Raw genomic sequence first — 17,270 nt, forward strand, 5'->3', positions numbered from 1 at the left:
TTGTGGCGATGCGCTGGGCATTCGCCACCTGACAAGGCAATCCCCAGGCCAACCGGCCTGCCCTGTCCGACACCCCCGTCTTTCCGGCCTCCAGCTCGTTCGTCGAGCCACTCCCCAGGGCCGGATCAGCGGAAAACCGCCATCCCACTATCTCTGGCTGGCGGTAAACCGCCACCCTCTTCCGCTCTGTCCGAAACAGCTCGCGGCAGCGCAGGGCAACGATAAAAGAACCGTCATAAATCCAAAAAGAATTAATTCTTAATATGTAATTTCTTTATGGAATATATGATACGCCTCTCAACGGCGTTCGACTGCTCATCGCTGGAGGTACCTCCAAAGGCAACTCAGGCGTAGGAATCCCTGCATCGTGAAACGCCGGGCAAAAAAAACCCGCCGACGCTGCAACGCTGGCGGGTTCGGGGCCTTGTGCTAGGGGAAGACCCCAAAGGAGAGGGGCGGAATCGCTTCCGCCAGTTGGAGTGGTGCGGCTTGGCACCGGATGGCAGCGATGATGACCAGCCGGCGTTGATGAGTCGATTCCAAAGAACCGCCCGCAGCCGTAGGAATATTCGCGACTGCTGCGGGCGGAGCCAGGGCTTTCCCGTTGATGTCAGGCCTGGGGGTCAGTTACCCACGGCCGCGCTGGTGGCGACGATCGAGGCCGACGGCAGCAGTTGGCTGATGAAGCGGTTCCAGCGGGTGATGTTGGCCGGGCCGATGAACACCACGTCCTGCGGCTGCATGGCGAAGTCCTTGGCCAGGGCGTAGGCGGTCGGACGCTTGGCTTCCAGGTGGAAGACCTGCGCCTGGAAGGTGCCCTGCCCCTTGCCATCAGCTTGCTGCGGGTTGCCGCGGATCACGTAGACCGAATCACCATCGGAGGTTTCCGGGGCCAGGCCGCCGGCGTTGCCCAGCACTTCCAGCAGCGACAGACCAGTGGTGCGGTAGGTCACGACCTGCGGGCGCTCTACCTCGCCGACCACATAGACTTTCTTGCGGTCGTTGTAGGGCAGGTGGACCTGGTCGCCGTTCTTCAGGTAGATGCCGCTGAGCGTCGAGCCGGAGCGGTTCAGCGCGTCGACGTCGATCACGTATTCGCGGCCGTCACGCTTGAGCGTCAGTCCGGACAGGTCCGCCTCGCCGGCAATCACTCCCGCCTTGCTGACCGCCTGCACCAGGGTCGTGGGCGTGTTGTTCAGCTCGACCTGGCCGCCGTTCTGGAAGGCGCCGGAGAACACCACGTGCTGGCTGGCATAGCGCAGCACGGTGACATCCACCTGCGGGTCGACGATGCCCTTGTTCGCCAGCCGGCGGGCCAGGCTCGAACGCAATTGTGCCGGGGTCTGCCCTTCGGCTCGCACTACGCCGGCGTAGGGGAAGAAGATGTTGCCGTCGGCGCCGACCACGCGGCCGTTGGCTTCCATCTGCTGGGTCGAGCCGGGGCTGGTCAGTTCCGGGTGGTCCCAGACGGTCACCAGCAGCACGTCGCCGCCGCCGATCACGTAGTCCTGTTGCGGCGGGCGGTAGTTCAGCAGTTCCGCGGGCACACCGGGCCTGGCGGCAAACGAGGCCTCCTGGCGCTGCAGCACCTGTGGCGTGATAGGCACGAGGGTAATGTTCATCCCCTGCTTCTGCGCCTCGCGCTGGACATCGGAATCCGTCATGTACTGACCGGGGGAGAACACGCAGCCTTGTAGCGCCAGACTGCCGACTACAAAGCTGAAAGCGAGCAGGTTTTTCATGGCAATCCTTCCTTGAAACGAGTGTGAAAACTCAGTAGGCGTTGCGGTGTACGAAACCCTTGAACAGGGTCAGCAGGACGATCTTCAGGTCCCACCAGACGGACCAGTTCTCGATGTAGTCCAGATCGAACTCGATGCGTTTCTGCATCTTCTCCAGGGTGTCGGTTTCGCCGCGCCAGCCGTTCACCTGGGCCCAGCCGGTGATGCCCGGCTTGACCTTGTGACGCAGCATGTAGCGGCTGACCTGACGCCGGTATTGCTCGTTGTGCGCCACGGCGTGGGGGCGCGGGCCGACCACGGACATGTCGCCGAGCAAGACGTTGAAGAATTGTGGCAGCTCATCCAGCGAGGTGCGCCGCAGGAAGGCGCCCAGCGGGGTGATGCGGCAATCATTGCGCGAGGCCTGGGTGACGGCGGCGCCGTCTTCCATCACCGTCATGCTGCGGAATTTCCAGACGCGGATCGGCCGGCCATCCATGCCGTAGCGGGTCTGGCGGAACAGCACCGGGCCGCGCGAGCTGAGCTTCACGGCCACCGCGATGAAGAGCATGGGCACGGCGATCAGCAGCAGGATCAGCGAGGCCAGCACCACGTCCTCGATGCGCTTGAGCACGGCGTTGGGGCCGTCCATGGGCGTGTCGAAGATGCTGATGGTGGCCAGGCCGTTGATGCTCTCGCTGCGCGCGTGCAGCAGGTCGAACATGAACAGGTCGGGGATCAGGTACACCGACACGGTGGTATCGGACAGCTCGCGAATCAGCTCGTTGAGCAGCGGCTCGCGGGACAGTGGCAGGGTCAGGTAGACCTTGTCGATCTGCCCGGAGCGTGCGGCTTCGATCAGCGCCAGGCGATCCCCCTTTACCGGCACCCGCTCGCCCAGCTCCATCTGCTGCGGGCGGTCGTCGTAGAAGCCGATCAGGCGCAGCCCCATCCACGGGGCATTGAGGATGGTTTCAGCGAGCCGCGCACCAACCTCGCCAGTGCCGTAGATGGCCACGTTGCGGCTGTTGAAACCATGGCGCCGGGCGACGCGCAGCAACATGCGGATTGCCAGGCGATAGCCGCACATGATCAGCAACGCGGCGGCGAACCACCCCAGTCGGCGCGGCTCCTCCAACACCACATGGCGCAGCGAGATGTCCAGCAGCAGCACGGCGAAGAACGCCAGCGACCAGTACAGGGTGACACTCAACGATTCGCGCAGCAGCGACTCGCCGCGCCAGGAGCCGTAGAGCTGGTTCAGCTCGCCGAGCCAGTGGAACAGCATGACGCAGAGCAGCACCGAGACCCAGATCTGTGCGTCCAGTACGCCATTGCCGGCGCTGAGCAGTATCACCCCGGTGAGCACGATCACCAGGATGTCGCTCAGGCGGTGCGCCAGCGAAATCAGTGACTGGTGAGCACGCAGAATTCCTTTTGTCTTGTTGGGCATGATGACCTCGCGATGTCCGGCATCGCTCCTTGTGCCGCTGCTTCGTTATCGCAGTCCGTTAACGGGCGCAGGGCCGGCGAACCCGCCTCGGGTTCGCCGGGTGCGAATTCACTGTCGCTTGTCCAGCAGCAGCTGCTGCAGGTAGCGGCCATAGCCGGTCTTGCTCAGCCGCTCGGCCTGCAGGGCCAGGTGCGTTTCGCTGAGCCAGCCCTGCTGGAAGGCGATTTCCTCCAGGCAGGCCACCTTCAACCCCTGACGCTGCTCGATGGTCTGCACGAAATGGCCGGCTTCCATCAGCGATTCGTGGGTGCCGGTGTCCAGCCAGGCAAACCCACGACCGAGCAGGCTCACGTGCAATTCGCCCCGCTCCAGGTAGAGGTTGTTGATGTCGGTGATTTCCAGCTCGCCACGGGCCGAAGGGCGGATCTGGCGGGCCATCTCCACCACGCGGTTGTCGTAGAAGTACAGGCCGGTGACGGCGTAGTTCGAACGCGGCACGCGCGGTTTCTCCTCGATGGAGAGCACGCGCCCCTGGCCGTCGAACTCGACCACGCCGAAGCGCGCCGGGTCCGCCACCTGGTAGCCGAACACGGTGGCGCCCTGGGTGCGCGCCGCCGCTTCACGCAGGGTTTCGGTGAAGCCCTGGCCGTAGAAGATGTTGTCGCCCAGCACCAGGCACACCGAGTCATCGCCGATGAACTCGGCGCCGATCAGGAAGGCCTGGGCCAGGCCATCCGGCGAAGGCTGCACGGCGTACTGCAGATGCACGCCGAACTGCTCGCCATCACCCAGCAGGGCGCGGAAGTTCGGCAGGTCGGTGGGTGTACAGATCAGCAGGATGTCGTCGATGCCGGCGAGCATCAGTACCGAGAGCGGGTAGTACACCATCGGCTTGTCGTAGATCGGCAGCAGCTGCTTGGACACGCCCAGGGTGATCGGGTGCAGGCGGGTGCCGGAGCCGCCGGCGAGGATGATGCCCTTCATGATCTGCCTCCTTGCTTGGCGATCTGTTTGGCGTCGAAGCGCGCCGGGTAGCCCGAGCGCTCCATCAGAAAGGTGTCGATCAGGCTCGACAGGCGCAGGGCGGAGATGTCCCAGGAGTAGCGCAGGACATTCTCCTGCCCCAGCCGGCGCAGTTCGGCGCGCAGCTGGTGGTCGAGCAGCACGCGGCGCAGGGCGGCAGCGATGCCGGGCGGGTCGAGGGGGTCGAAATACAGCACCGAGTTGCCCAGCACTTCGGGAATCGAGGCGCTGCTGGCGGCCACCACCGGGCAGCCGCAGGCCTGCGCTTCCAGCGGTGGAATGCCGAAACCTTCATACAGCGACGGAAAGGCGAAGACGGCCGCGTGGCGGTACTGCTCGATCAGCTGGTCGTCGTCCAGCCGTCCCAGCCAGCGCACGCGATCGCCCTGCCCGCTCTGCTGCAGCTGCGCGTCGACGAAGCTGCGGTTGGCGGCGCCGACGATGCGCAACTCCACGTCCAGCTCACCCAGCAGGCGGAAGGCTTCGATCAGCCGCTGGAAGTTCTTGTGCGTGGCCGGCGAGGACACCGCCAGTACATAGGGGCGCTCGGGCGTCGTCGGTTCTAGGCCGGTACAGAACTCGGCGGACACCGCGTTGGCGATCACATGGATGCCCTTGGGGTCGACGCCGTAGTGCGTGGCGATCTCCTGGCGGGAGAATTCGCTGACCGTGACCTGCGCCAGCGAGCGGCGCAACAGCAGGGGAATCATCACGCGGTACAGGGCGCGGAACTTCCAGGAAAAGCTTTCCGGGTGGCGCACGTAGGTGATGTCGTGGTGCGTCATCACCTGCCGCGAGTACGCCAGTGGCGCCGTGCTGCACAGCGAGACCAGCAGCGGCCGACCGTGGCGCGCCAGCCATAGCGGCAGGTCGACCTGCTCCCAGAGGTGCCCGCCGTTGCGCCCGATCTGCTCGACGTTCAGTTGGCGGGCGATCTCCGGGCGGAGGATTTCCCCCGGCGGCGCCACGAAGTGCAGGTCGCTGCGCAGGCGTGCCAACGACAGCGATATCTGCTCGGCGAAGCGCTGCACACCGCTCAACTGCTGGGTGAGGAAACGCGCGTTGATCACGATCATCAAGGGTTCTCCGCGAGGGGTCAGCGCAGCGACAGTTGCGGGGCCGACGCGCTGCGCACCAGGGTGGGCGACTCGTCGATGCGGATGCTGGCCTGGCAATCGCCGCCGCCTGCGGGGCATTGCCAGGGCACCGGCCGGCCCTCGCGGCGGGCGATGCCCTCCACGGCGTCGAGGCGCCAGAGGGTGTCGCTGCTGCCGGGCTTGCTGGTGATGTTCAGGGTCTGTTCGTGGCCCAGGGTCCAGGCCACCAGGATTTCCTCGCTGGCCTTGGCGAAGCGCAGCAGGTAGACGTTCGGGTCCTGGTTGGGCACGCGGCCGACGAAGCGGTAGCGGCCGATGATGTCGGCGACGCTGGCCATGGCGTGGTAGGCCGGCTTGGGTTGGCCGCTGGCGGTGAGCAGGCCGAAGTTGTGTTCCATGTCCGTGCGGTCGATGCCGTCGTCCACCAGGTCGTACCACCAGGCGCCCTTCACATTGGGCAGGCTGCGCACCAGCACATAGGCGCGGGCCAGGTACGCGGCCTGGCGTTCGCGGCTGATGCCGCAATCGCCTTCATGGGCCGGCCAGCTGAATTCGGTGAAGTACAGCGGCACCGGCTTGCCGGCGGCGTTTTCCAGCTTCTGGTTGACGCCCTGGAACCAGTTGAGCCAGGCCTCGGGCGTGGACATCTCGCCTTCGCAATACACCGACGGGTGCAGCGAGATGCCGTCGGCCACATCGAGCACGCCACCACCGGCGATGCGTTCGGCGAAGCCCTGGCGGATGCCCTTGAGGGTGACGGCGCCGGCGAGCACCTTGGCCTGCGGGTCTTCCTCGCGGATCACCTTGGCGGCGGCGCGCACCAGGGTCAGGTAATCGTCGCTGAAGTCCTTGTCGGTGGCGTTTTCCGAGTCCCACTCGTTCCACACTTCGTAGAAGGCGACCTGCCCCTTGAAGCTGCGGACCACGTAGCGCACGTAGCGCAGGTAGCCCTCGCGGGAGGCGTCGTCGCGCGGCTTGGCATTGCCGTAGAACTGGTTCTCGTTGCCCAGGATCAGCAGCGTGCTGATACCCAGGCTGCGCGTGCTGCGCAGCTGTGCGCGCCACGCGGCATCGATGGCCAGCTTGCCGCGCTCGCGCTCGACGCTGGACCAGTAGGCGTCGTCGCGGAACGAGGTGATGCCGGCCTCGCGTCCCAGGCGATTGATGCCGTCGCGGTTGCCGGCGCGGATGTTCTGGTGGGTGCTGGCGCCGACGATGAATTCCGCTGCACCGGGGTTTTCCACCGGCGCCTGGTTGGCCAGGGTGCGCGGCGATTGCAGCAGGCCACCGATCAGCAGCGCGCAGGCCAGCAGGCTGAGCATGCCGCCCTGCAGGCGCAGGGTGCGCGGCGCCGGTTGCGGCGCGGCCTCGCCCGGCAAGCGCAGGGCGCGACCGATGGCCAGGCCGAGGAACAGGCTGGGTATGGGCGATTCGAGTACGTCGCTGGTCCAGCCGATCAGCAGGATGCAATAGGCGATCCCCAGCAGCGCCCGGGCTTCCTGGCCGGGCTGGCGCTGCAGGCGCATCAGCATCGGCACCCCGAGCAGGTAGAGGGCGACGCCGGCCACGCCGAACAGGCACCAGAGGTAGAGCAGCGAATTGTCGGCCACCGCCAGCTGCTCGACACCGAAGATCGGGAAGGCGGCGTAGGCGCTGCCGGTCATGCCCAGCCCGGCGCCGGTGTAGATCCAGCCGTTGTAGTCCATCACCTTGATCAGGTTCGGCCAGGTGTTGACCAGGCGATCCACCATCGACCCCATCAGGTTGTCGCCAGTGGCGCTGGCCAGGTAGGGGTCGACCTGCGCATACAGGCCATACAGCGGCAGCAGCAGCGCGCCGAGCACCACCAGCAGCGCGGCGAACAGGAACAGCAGGCGCTGGCGGGCAATGCTCATCACCATGAGGGCGAGGAAGAAGGCGCCGGCGGAGGACTTGTTGGTGGTGAGCACGATGCCCACCAGCGCCACCGCGTAGAGCAGACCACGCGCCAGCAGGGGCAGGCGGAACGACCCCAGGTAGAGGCTGAACACCGCCAGCATCATCGCCAGGCTGGAGGACATCCGCGAGAAGCCGGCGATGCGATCCAGGCCGTAGGCGCTCCAGGAGCGGTTGGCGCTGACCTCGACGCCGCCCATGGAGTAGGTGTAGCCCTTCCACGGCACATTGATCAGCAGGTCCAGCGCGATGCCGATGAGGGAGGCGACCAGGCAGAAGGCGATGATCCAGCCCACCGCCTTGCGATGCATTTCCAGGTAGGGGCCGCAGAGCAGGCCGAACAACAGCGGCGCGTAGATGAACACAGCGAAGAAGCCGCTCTTGAACTCGGCGCCATGCAGCCGCCCGAGCAGCAGCGAAGCCGCGGCGAGGATCAGCAACAGCCACAGCCCGCGCTGCTGCGGGCGGGTGATCAGCTCCCAGGCCACGGCGATGATGCAGGCCACCTTGGGCAGGTAGACGATCGCCGACAGCCCGGCCTGATCGGTGTAGAAGCGCAGCGCGCCGTTGAAGGTCTCCACCAGCAGCAACGCCACCAGCACCCCGAGCGCCAGCAACGAGCGGTCGAAGGTCACGCGACGGTCGAGCTCAAAGCGTGGATACGGGGATTGCAGTTCCATGCTGGACTCCGCGGGTAAGCAGGGTGTGGCGCAGGATGGTTTCGTACTCGTCGAGCATCCGCTCCAGGCTGAGCATCGGCGCTACGTATTCATGGGCTCGCGAGGCGAGGCGCTGGCGCAGCGCCGGGTCCCGGGCCAGGCGCTGGATGGCATCACCGAGCGAGTCGGGTTGCTCGGGCGAGCAGAGCAGGCCGTTGATCTCGTCCTGGACGACTTCCACCAGCCCGCCCATGCGCGAGGCGATTACCGGCAGGTGATGCGCGCAGGCCTCCAGCGCCACCAGGCCGAAGGACTCCGGCGACAGACTGGGGACCACGGCGACGTCGATCTCGGCAAAGAACTCGGAGGCCTTGCGGTAGCCGACGAAGTGCACGCGCTGGGGGTCGGCGGCGGACTTCAGCTGGTTCACGTAGGCCGCGTCGCCGCGTCCGGCGATCAGCAGCGAGGCATCGTCGCCGCGCGCCTGGAACTGCTCGATCAACCACTCCACGCCCTTGTTCGGCGTCAGCGCACCGATGAAGCCGAAGCGCAACGGGCGGCGCCCGGAAGCCGGCGGTGCCACAGGCACCTCTGCCATCGGCGAGCCGTTGTAGACCACGTGGGTCTGACTGCCGGAGAAGTAACCGGCGTCGAGCAGTGTATTGAGCTGGTAGCGACTGACACCGACCACCGCGTCGACATCGCTCGAAGCCGCAGCATGGGAGCGCCGCAACAACGCACAGGGTGCGCATTGCTGCTCGCAATGGCGGCCCTTGTTGAAGCGCACACCGCGCGGGCAGGTCAGGTACTGGTCGTGCAAGACCTGCACGATGGGCAGGCCGGCGGCACGGATCGCATCCCAGGCGGAGATCGACCAGCCCGACAGGTTGTGGCAGATCACCACGTCCGGCTCGACCTCTTCGAGCACCTTCGCCAGCAGACTGCGCATGCCGCGGTTGTAGCGGTCCAGCCCGTGCCAGGCGAGGCGTTTCAGGGCGCCTTGGCTCTTGTCGTCGAAGGGCCAGTAAAGGTTGTGCAGGCCGGCTCGCAGCACCGGCACACCGTTCACCGTCTCGCGTTGCAGGCCGGCGTCCGGTCCGGTGCAGAGCACCTGCACCTCATGGCCGCGTACGCGCAGGCCCTCGGCCATGTGCTGCAGCATGACCTCCGCCCCGCCGCCGATGTGCGGGGCGTAGAGGGTGTTGAGCAGCAGCAGTCTCATAGCGGGTAGGCCCGGTTCATGCCGAGCGCACCGGCTTCGCCATCGCGGATCGCCTGCAGCAGCAGGGCCAGGCGGCTTTCGCGCTGGTGGCGGCGGGCGAAGAAGTGCAGCAGGCGGATGAACACCCAGCGGTTGAAGCGGTACATCAGCGGCGAGGTCACCCACAGGTTCTTGTCGAACCACGCCTGGTTGCGCGCGGCGTAGTAGGCGCGCAGGTCGGAGCTGCCCAGCAGGTAGGTCTCGTAGATGTTCGAGGTGCGCGCCTTGATGTTCCAGGAGTTCTCCAGGTCATCCAGGCTCGCCTCCGGCACCAGGTAGAGGTGGCCACCCAGGTTGCCGATACGGAAGGTGTATTCGGTGTCGTCGGCGTACAGCACCAGGTCACGGCGCGGCAGGCCGATGCGGCGGAACAGGTCGGCATGCCCGAGCAGGCCGCCGTAGTAGGCGAACGGCAGCTCCAGCAGCGGCTGCGCCGGGCGCGGCTTCGGCTTGCCCCAGGGCGTGCGGCGCCAGAGCTTGTAGGGCAGCTGGCGAACGTGGAAGCCGAAGTAGCTGGAGCGCGGCGGGGTGATGAAACGGGTCGGCACTCCGGAAGCGACGTCGGCCTGGTGGGTCGGGCGGAAGCCCAGCACGGCCGTGTTGTCGGTGCCATGGCGCAGCGCGCAATCGATCAGGCGCTGCTTGAGCAGCGGGAACGAGCCCGGCGTCGGCGCGTTGTCGTCATCCATCAGCCAGATGAAGTCGCAGCCGCTCTTCAGCGCGGCCTCGATGCCCACGGCATAGCCATTGGCCGAGCCGGTGTTGCTGTCCAGCTCGATCACCTGCACGCGGTTGGGCCAGAGCATGAACAACTGGTCCAGCTCAGCCACCGAGGCATTGCTGACGACGATGGCGCGGGTGATGTCCTTCTCGCGGAAGGCGCGGGCCAGCAGCTCTTCCAGATACTCCAGGCGATCGCCATAGGTCAGCGTCACCAGCACGGTCGATCCATTCATTTCGCCACTCCTCCTTGCAGGCGTGCCCATCAGGCGCGCCAGCCGTCATTCCCGCTCGCTGCCGAGAGCTGGCTGAGCGGGACCCGGATGCGTTGTTCGCGTTGCAGCAGGTTGAGCAGGATCAGCCCGCGCTCGGTGCCGTCGTCGCTGAGGAAGATCGCGTCCACTTCGCAATCGCCTGCGCACTTCACGCGCACCATCTGCCCTTCGTGGAAGCCGCTGGCACGGCGCTCCGGCATGGCGGCCAGGCGCTGGCGGATGCCTTCCACCAGGTCGTCGGCCACTGCCAGCGGCTGCGCGCCAAAGCTGACGAGGCGCGCCACGCCCCGAGTCGAGCGGATCGGGAACCAGTTGTCGTGCTGCTGATCGAGGCGGATGAACAGGTAACCGGGGAACAGCGGTTGCGCCCGGCCGCCCTGCCCCACCACCGGGCGGTAGCAGGAGAAGCCCTGGCGCCCGAGGTTCTCTTCGGCACGCAGTTCCTGGTGCGGCTTGGTCTGGATCAGGTACCAGCGGTATTGCGCGGCTTCCAGGTCCACGCCAATCACAGCATTCATGACTCGTACTCCCCGAGGATGTCGGACGACGGAGCAGGTCGCTCCACGGTGTAGCGGCCCAGCAGGCGCTGCAGTTCGTCTGGCGGGTTGAACATCAGCACGTCGATGATCGACAGGCTGGGGACGAAATCCGGGCTGAACTGCGGGTAGCTCACCGGCTCCATGCGCAGGAACTGCAACTCCAGGCCGTGGGCGTTGAACACGTCCGGCGAGTACAGGTGGCGGCCACCTTCGGGATTGAGGTAGACGTCGCCACCGGTCTGCTTCACCGCTTCGATCAGGCGCTGGTCGCGGCCGATGTCGTCGGCCAGGTCCAGCTCGGAGACACGCGTCATCGGCGTGTCGATCTCCATGTACTGGCAGATGCGGCGGATCGAGTGCTCGGCGAAGTGCGACAGGTTGCGCTCGGGGTGTTCGAGGATTTCCTCCAGCAGCGGCATCACCTGCTCGTAGCACGGCGCACGGTGGTAGGCATGGCGGATCGTGTGCAGCAAGCGCTGGTTGGTCAGCCGCATCTCGTCACTCAGGCGTCGTTCGTTGATCGCCTGGGTCTGCGAGCCCTGTTCCAGGGGAAAACTGAACTGCCAGATCTTGCCGCCGACCAGCACCCGATTGCGGTTGATCCAGCCGCGCCGGGTGTACTGCAGGCTGTCGCCGAGAATGAACAGACTGCTCGCGGCGATCAGCTGGAAGTACCCCAGGTAGGGGAACAGGTACGGCTGCATCAGGCTGACGATATGGACCATGTCGGTACTCCTTCCCTGCCTGCGGCTTCAGTCCTTGGCGTCGTAGCGATAGGCGTAGGCACCGTAGTCGTAGGCTGCGGTGGAGGCCTTGCGCTTCACGCCATTGAGGATCGCGCCCTGCAGGTGGATGCCGCTCTGCCCCAGGCGGCGGCGCGCGGTGTCGATCTCGCTGGCCGGGCTCTGGCCGAAGCGGGTCACCAGCAGGCAGATACCGCACAGCCGGCCGACCAGCGCGGCGTCGGTCACCGCCAGCACCGGCGGGGTATCGACTATCACCAGGTCGTACATCGACGAGGCATCGCGCAGCAGCTGGGCGAAGTTGTCGTGCATCAGCAGCTCGGACGGGTTCGGTGCGGCGAAGCCGCAAGAGATGAAGTCCAGCTCCGGCACCTCGGTGGGCAGGATCACTTCGCTCAGCGGGCGGTGCGCGCTCAGCGCGTCGGACAGGCCGTGGCGCGGGGTCAGGCCGAACACCCGGTGCAGGTAGCCCTTGCGCATGTCAGCGTCGATCAGCAGGGTGCGCAGGCCCGATTGCGCGACGATGGCCGCCAGGTTGCTGGAGACGAACGACTTGCCGGCGCCCGGCGCGGGGCTGGTGAGCATCACGACGTTGTTGCGCGCTTCGAGCAGGGCGAAATGCAGGTTGGTGCGCAGGCTGCGGATGGCCTCGTTGGCCAGGTCGCCGGGGGTGGAGGCGGCGAGCAGCTTGGGCGTATGGCCGAGGATGTCACCCTTGCGTTCCTTCTCCAGGCGCTCCTGCTGCCGCGAGTAGGGAATCGCGGCGAGCACCGAGAGGCCGAGCTGTTCGATCGCCTCGGGGTTCTCCACGCCACGGTAGAAGGCCTGGCGCAGGAACAGGATGCCCAGGGCGACGCAGAAGCCGAGCAGGGTGGCGAGCAGCACGATGACCTTGCGCATCGGCTTGGCCGGCTGCTCGACGTTGGCCTGGGCGGTGTCGATCACCCGCACGTTGCCGATGGTGCCGGCGCGGATGATGTCCTGCTCCTGGGCCTTGTTCAGCAGGTTGGTGTAGGTCTGCCGGGTGACCTGCATGTCACGGGACAGGCGCAGCAGTTCCTGCTGGGTAGCCGGCAGGCTCTGGATGCGTTTCTGCAGCTGGGCCTTGCGGTCCTCCAGGCTGCTCATCTGCTTGTTCAGCGCCTGGTACAGCGGGTGGGTCGGGGTGTACAGGCGGTCGTACTCGGCACGCTTGAGCTTGAGTTCGGAAAGCTGGTTGTCGATGCCCACCACCTGGTCCAGCACACCGCGGGTCTCGACGCTGATGTCGGCCGACTTGGCGGTGGTCTGGTAGGCGTTATAGGCAGCCTCGGCCTTCTCCAGGTCCAGGCGTACCACCGGCAGTTGCGAGCGCAGGAACTGCAGGCGCTGGGAGGCTTCGGCGGAGCTGCGTTCGACGTTCTGCAGCACGTAGAGCTGGCTGATCTTGTCGAGGATGCGGTCGGCCTGCAGCGGGTTGGGGTCTTCCAGGGTCATGTAGATGATCCCCGAGTCCTTGCCCGCCTCGGCCACCTTGAGCAGCTTCTGGTAGTTCAAGGTGGTGGTCAGCAGACGGTTCTTCGCCACGATGAACTCGGTACCGGGGCGTGCCACCAGTTCGTCCACCTCGATGCTGAAGCCTTTCTCCAGCACCGGTTTCTTCAGCTCGCCGCGCAGCAGCAGCTGGCCATCGGCGTTGAGCAGGTGATAGGCGTCGCCGCCGTCGGCCACCAGGGTCAGCGGCTCACCCAGGTATTCCTCCGGCACGTCGAGAGAGAACACCTTGATCTGCTCGCCGCCCCAACCATAGGCGCCCATGCCTAGCCAGGGCGCAGCAAGGGTCTGGCCGGCTTCCGGCTGGTAGCGCCGCGCCAGGTAGTCACCGATCAGCGGCATGCGCTTGGGCTTGGCGACGATGTCCAGCTTCAGCAGTTCGACCGCCTTGCCGAGCACCGCGCGGGATTTCAGCAGCTCGATCTCGGTGGAGGCGATCGACACCGAGTCGGGGCGATTGATCACCTCGGGCGTGCCGTTGAGGCCGTTCTTCTTCTGCTCGATCTGGATCATCGCGCCGGAGACATAGATGGGCGTGGCGACCACTGCATAGAAGAGCCCGAGTACGGCGAACAGGCCAGTGACGGCGAGGATCATCTTCTTGTGATCGAACAGCAGGCGCAGCAGGCCGGCGACATCGATGCGGGTGTCCTGAAGCGTTTCCAGGGACGAGCGGGGCATGACACTCATGGACTTCCATCCTCCATTGAGGTAGCGCGGCTCAGCGCGCCTGAATCGGGTTCAGCCGCTTGAGCAGGTTGACGCCGTGGTTGCCGATCAACATCAGGAACGCCTGTACCTTGCGCATGGGCGAAATGGCGGCCATGGACATCCGGCAGACCTGCATCAGGAAATACTCGTTGAGCTCCTGGTTCCCCAGGCGCTGGTAGTAGCGCGACAGGCAGTAGTAGGTGTGCAGGGTCATGTGCTGCTGCACGCGGTCGGCCTGCATGGAGAAGATCCCGCCCTTGTGCACGCGGTAGGCGGCGGGACGGATTTCCTCCATGAAGCGGCCCTTGCCGTAGGCACCCAGCAGCGACCACCAGCAGAGGTCGACCATGCGCGTGGTGAGCAGCTCCTCGGGCATTTCGGTGAGCACGTTGCGGAACACCGTGGTCAGCGTGGAGATCGCCCGCGCCTGCTGCAGCTCCAGGCGACTGGCGTCGCGGCGGAACTTGCCGGTGAGCTGCATCGGCTTGATCACGCCGTCCTCGTTGAAGGTGTAGGCATCGTGGTAGGTGATGACGTAGTCGGGATTCTTCTCGAGGAAATCGACCTGGATCTGCAACTTGCGCGGGTCGGTCCAGTAGTCGTCGCCCTCGCAGTAGGCGATGTAGCGGCCGCGCGCCTTGCGGAACACCGGCAGGCCGTGGGACAGGCCCTTGGAGTACTGGTTTTCCTTGTGGAAGATCGGCTTGATGATGTGCGGATAGCGCGCCGCGTAGTCGGCGATCACTTCGCTGGTGCCGTCGGTGGAGGCGTCATCATTGACCAGGACTTCGATGCGGAAGTCGGTGACCTGCTCCAGGAAGCTGTCCAGCGTGCGGCCGATGTAGTTGACCTGGTTGTAGGCCAGGCAAACGACGCTCAAGAGAGGCTTCGGGTCTTCCGGCCAGTTGGAGAGGATCTGCAGCTCGGAGCGGATATCCATGTCTAGACACTCGGCTTGTGGGACGGTTTGAACAGGCGCAGCAGAGCCGGGGCAGAGCCCGCGCCAACGAGGAACAGGGTGATCAGGCCGCACGCGGCGAGCGCCGCCAGCAGCCACAGGCGCTCACCCGAGCGGGCCAGCAGCGTGTAGAAGGGCTCGCTGAGCAGCAGGCCGGCGGCGCTGAGCGCGGCGATCTGCAGGGTGTCGCGCAGCCAGGTGCCGTGCAGTTCCGGAGCGAAGGTGCGGTGCACGATCAGCGGCCAGATCAGGAACGACACCAGGCGCAGGCCGAACCAGCACAGCGCCACGCCAACGACGCCGTACAGGTAGGCGCTGGCGATCACCAGCGGCACGCTCACCAGGGTGGAAACGACGCTGTACCAGACGTGCATGCGCAGCTGGCCATGGGCGTACTGCAGGTAGAACTGGAAGCTGGCAACAGCCAGCAGGCCGGAGCCCAGCACGTACCAGACGAGGATCGGCCGGCACCAACTGGCGGCCACGGCATCGCCGCTCCAGGCCAGGACCAGGTCATGACCATGAGCGGCGATCACCGCGACCATCGGGAACAGCAGCACACAGACGAAGCGGTTCGCCTTGAGATAGAGCTGCTGCATGTCGTCGTGGCGCCCTTCGGCGACCAGCATGGTCATGCGCGGCAGCAGCGACTGCGCCAGCGGGTTGACCAGGCTGAGAATGCCGCCGGAAATCAGCGCCACCAGGGAGAAATAACCGTACTGCTGCAGGGGCAGCAGGTTCGACAGCAGGACCTTGTCCAGCTGGGTGAGGACGATCCACAGGCAGGAGGTGAGCGACATGCCCAGGGCGAAGGGCAGCACCGGGCGCACCGTGTCCCAGCAGAAGCGGGTCAGCAGGCGCACGTCCATCCACAGGTAGGCCTTGCCACCCAGCAGCAGCGCCTCGATCAGCGATACCGCAACCTGGAACTGGAAGAACACCAGCGGGTCCTGGCTGATGTGCGCCACCAGCAACAGGCCGCCGAAGTAACGCAAGGTGGTGATGAACACGTTCACGCCATTGATGTAGGCGTGCAGTTCCTGGCCCTGCAGTGCACTGCGGTAAAGCGTGGCGTACAGACGCAGGGCGACCAGCAGCCCCATCAGGCTGATGCACTGCGCCACCAGTTCCGGCGACAACTGCTGCACGTTCAGCCACTGCCCGGCGATCCAGCCGCTGCCGCCGAACACGGCCAGGGTGCTGGCGGCCGTCAGCGGCAGCAGGATCAGCTCGAACGAACGCAGCAGGCGCGCCTGATCCTGACCTTCGCCGTTGACGCCACGGCCGTGGGCCACCTGGCGCACCAGCGCCGGCGACAAGCCGACATCGAGCAGCAGCAACCAGGTCTGCAACACCGCGAAGAAGCCGATCAGGCCGTAGGCCTCGGCGCCCAGGTGGCCGAGGTAGAACGGCTGGATCAGGATGCCGATGACGATGGCGTACGCCTGCCCTGCATAGTTGAGCAGGGTGTTGCGGACCATCGACAGCGAGCGTGCGGTGCGCATCATCGTCCCCTTACACCGCGACCGCGACGCGGCCGCTTTCCAGCAGCAACACTTCGATCACTGCGCGCTGGATTTCCTGCGGCAGGCCCGGGTACAGGGGCAGGCAGAGGATGCGCTGGCTCAGTTCGCGGGACTGCACCTGCGGCACCTGCGGGGCGAGGTAATCGAGGGTGTCCAGCGACGGGTAGAAGTAGCGCCGCGGGTTGACGCCGATCTCGTTCAGCGCAGTGCGCACGCGCAGCACCTGGGCTTCGTCACGCAGCCCGATGGGGTAGTAGCTGTTGTTCAGCCGAGCATAACTCTCGCTGGCCTGCAGGTCGTAGTAGCCACTGAGCGACGCGGTGTAACGGGCGGCAATTTCCTCGCGCTGGGCGAGGATGTCGTCGATCTCGTCGAGCACGCACAGGCCCATGGCCGCGGAGAACTCGTTGAGCTTGGCGTTGATCCCCAGGCCGACGATCTGGTCGACGCCGGCAATGCCGAAGTTGCACATCAGGCGGATCTGCTTCGCCAGCTCGTCATCGGAGGTGACGATGGCGCCGCCCTCGATGGTGTGGAACAGCTTGGTAGCGTGGAAGCTCAGGGTGGTCGCGTCGCCCCAGGCCAGGACCGAGCGGTCGCGGTAGCGCGAACCGAAGGCGTGGGCGCCGTCGTAGATCACCTTCAACCGGTTGCGCTGGGCCACCGCCTGAATCTCCTCCACCGCACAGGGATTACCGAACACGTGGGTGGCGACGATGGCGGTGGTATCCGGCGCAAGGCTGGCTTCGATGCGCGCAGGGTCGAGGTTCCAGGTCCGCGCATCGATGTCGGCGAAGCGCGGGCGGATGCTCTCCCACTGCAGCGTGCTGCTGGTGGCAACGAAGCTGAAGGGGGTGGTAACGGCACTGCCGGTCACGCCCAGGGCGCGGTAGGCCACCTGCAGGGCGATGGTGCCGTTGTTGGTGAGAATCACATGGCGAACACCGAAGTAATCCTGCAGGCGCTCTTCCAACTCCGTGACGAAGGGGCCGTGGTTGGTGATCCAGCCGGAGGCGTAGATCTGTTCCACATAGGCCTTGAACTTGTCCAGGTTGCCCAGGTAGGTCTTGGTCACATTGATCACGGTCGCATCCCTCTGTTGGATGGAAAATCCGT

At 65.8% G+C, this 17,270-nt stretch carries 13 protein-coding genes; all 13 read right to left on the reverse strand.

The genetic code is table 11. The features are described 5' to 3' along the window. Positions 1-623: 623 nt before the first annotated feature. Positions 624-1,742, reverse strand: a complete 1,119-nt coding sequence (locus A6723_RS04250) for a polysaccharide biosynthesis/export family protein (protein WP_024762136.1) — start codon at positions 1,740-1,742, stop codon at positions 624-626. 31 nt (positions 1,743-1,773) lie between these two features. Beyond that, complete coding sequence (locus tag A6723_RS04255; RefSeq protein ID WP_054908142.1) at positions 1,774-3,174, reverse strand: undecaprenyl-phosphate glucose phosphotransferase; 1,401 nt, start codon at positions 3,172-3,174, stop codon at positions 1,774-1,776. A 108-nt stretch (positions 3,175-3,282) separates the two neighbouring features. After that, positions 3,283-4,158, reverse strand: a complete 876-nt coding sequence (gene rfbA, locus A6723_RS04260; protein ID WP_054908143.1) for a glucose-1-phosphate thymidylyltransferase RfbA — start codon at positions 4,156-4,158, stop codon at positions 3,283-3,285. Further along, entirely contained in the window at positions 4,155-5,273 is a 1,119-nt protein-coding gene (locus tag A6723_RS04265) for a glycosyltransferase family 1 protein (RefSeq protein WP_054908144.1), read from the reverse strand. The genes rfbA and A6723_RS04265 overlap by 4 nt, the downstream gene beginning before the upstream one ends. A 20-nt stretch (positions 5,274-5,293) precedes the next feature. Next, entirely contained in the window at positions 5,294-7,909 is a 2,616-nt protein-coding gene (locus A6723_RS31085) for a hypothetical protein (RefSeq protein WP_054908145.1), read from the reverse strand. After that, positions 7,878-9,110 carry a glycosyltransferase family 4 protein gene (locus tag A6723_RS04275; protein WP_054908146.1) on the reverse strand — a complete coding sequence of 411 codons (1,233 nt, stop codon included), beginning with the start codon at positions 9,108-9,110 and terminating at the stop codon, positions 7,878-7,880. Before A6723_RS04275 ends, A6723_RS31085 begins: the two co-directional genes overlap by 32 nt. Continuing rightward, positions 9,107-10,105, reverse strand: coding sequence for a glycosyltransferase (locus tag A6723_RS04280; protein ID WP_054908147.1), 999 nt, complete (start codon positions 10,103-10,105; stop codon positions 9,107-9,109). The genes A6723_RS04275 and A6723_RS04280 overlap by 4 nt, the downstream gene beginning before the upstream one ends. A gap of 29 nt (positions 10,106-10,134) precedes the next feature. After that, positions 10,135-10,662: a transcription/translation regulatory transformer protein RfaH gene (gene rfaH, locus A6723_RS04285; protein ID WP_054908148.1), complete on the reverse strand. Its 528-nt coding sequence runs from the start codon at positions 10,660-10,662 to the stop codon at positions 10,135-10,137. Continuing rightward, entirely contained in the window at positions 10,659-11,408 is a 750-nt protein-coding gene (locus A6723_RS04290; protein ID WP_024762129.1) for a WbqC family protein, read from the reverse strand. Before A6723_RS04290 ends, rfaH begins: the two co-directional genes overlap by 4 nt. Positions 11,409-11,435: 27 nt before the next feature. Next, positions 11,436-13,649, reverse strand: coding sequence for a polysaccharide biosynthesis tyrosine autokinase (locus tag A6723_RS04295; protein ID WP_054908149.1), 2,214 nt, complete (start codon positions 13,647-13,649; stop codon positions 11,436-11,438). A gap of 31 nt (positions 13,650-13,680) precedes the next feature. After that, entirely contained in the window at positions 13,681-14,610 is a 930-nt protein-coding gene (locus A6723_RS04300; protein WP_024762127.1) for a glycosyltransferase, read from the reverse strand. A gap of 2 nt (positions 14,611-14,612) precedes the next feature. After that, entirely contained in the window at positions 14,613-16,133 is a 1,521-nt protein-coding gene (locus tag A6723_RS04305; RefSeq protein ID WP_054908152.1) for a lipopolysaccharide biosynthesis protein, read from the reverse strand. Positions 16,134-16,143: 10 nt separating this feature from the next. Beyond that, entirely contained in the window at positions 16,144-17,238 is a 1,095-nt protein-coding gene (locus A6723_RS04310) for a DegT/DnrJ/EryC1/StrS aminotransferase family protein (RefSeq protein ID WP_024762125.1), read from the reverse strand. Positions 17,239-17,270: the final 32 nt, after the last annotated feature.

It is taken from the genome of Pseudomonas sp. AU11447 (assembly GCF_001672555.2).
Taxonomy (GTDB): Bacteria; Pseudomonadota; Gammaproteobacteria; order Pseudomonadales; family Pseudomonadaceae; genus Pseudomonas; species Pseudomonas nitroreducens.

Coding starts and splice junctions, on each gene's coding strand:
- A6723_RS04250 (WP_024762136.1), bottom strand. CDS start 1,742: ATGAAAAACCTGCTCGCTTTCAGCTTTGTAGTCGGCAGTCTGGCGCTA.
- A6723_RS04255 (WP_054908142.1), bottom strand. CDS start 3,174: ATGCCCAACAAGACAAAAGGAATTCTGCGTGCTCACCAGTCACTGATT.
- rfbA (WP_054908143.1), bottom strand. CDS start 4,158: ATGAAGGGCATCATCCTCGCCGGCGGCTCCGGCACCCGCCTGCACCCG.
- A6723_RS04265 (WP_054908144.1), bottom strand. CDS start 5,273: ATGATCGTGATCAACGCGCGTTTCCTCACCCAGCAGTTGAGCGGTGTG.
- A6723_RS31085 (WP_054908145.1), bottom strand. CDS start 7,909: ATGGAACTGCAATCCCCGTATCCACGCTTTGAGCTCGACCGTCGCGTG.
- A6723_RS04275 (WP_054908146.1), bottom strand. CDS start 9,110: ATGAGACTGCTGCTGCTCAACACCCTCTACGCCCCGCACATCGGCGGC.
- A6723_RS04280 (WP_054908147.1), bottom strand. CDS start 10,105: ATGAATGGATCGACCGTGCTGGTGACGCTGACCTATGGCGATCGCCTG.
- rfaH (WP_054908148.1), bottom strand. CDS start 10,662: ATGAATGCTGTGATTGGCGTGGACCTGGAAGCCGCGCAATACCGCTGG.
- A6723_RS04290 (WP_024762129.1), bottom strand. CDS start 11,408: ATGGTCCATATCGTCAGCCTGATGCAGCCGTACCTGTTCCCCTACCTG.
- A6723_RS04295 (WP_054908149.1), bottom strand. CDS start 13,649: ATGAGTGTCATGCCCCGCTCGTCCCTGGAAACGCTTCAGGACACCCGC.
- A6723_RS04300 (WP_024762127.1), bottom strand. CDS start 14,610: ATGGATATCCGCTCCGAGCTGCAGATCCTCTCCAACTGGCCGGAAGAC.
- A6723_RS04305 (WP_054908152.1), bottom strand. CDS start 16,133: ATGCGCACCGCACGCTCGCTGTCGATGGTCCGCAACACCCTGCTCAAC.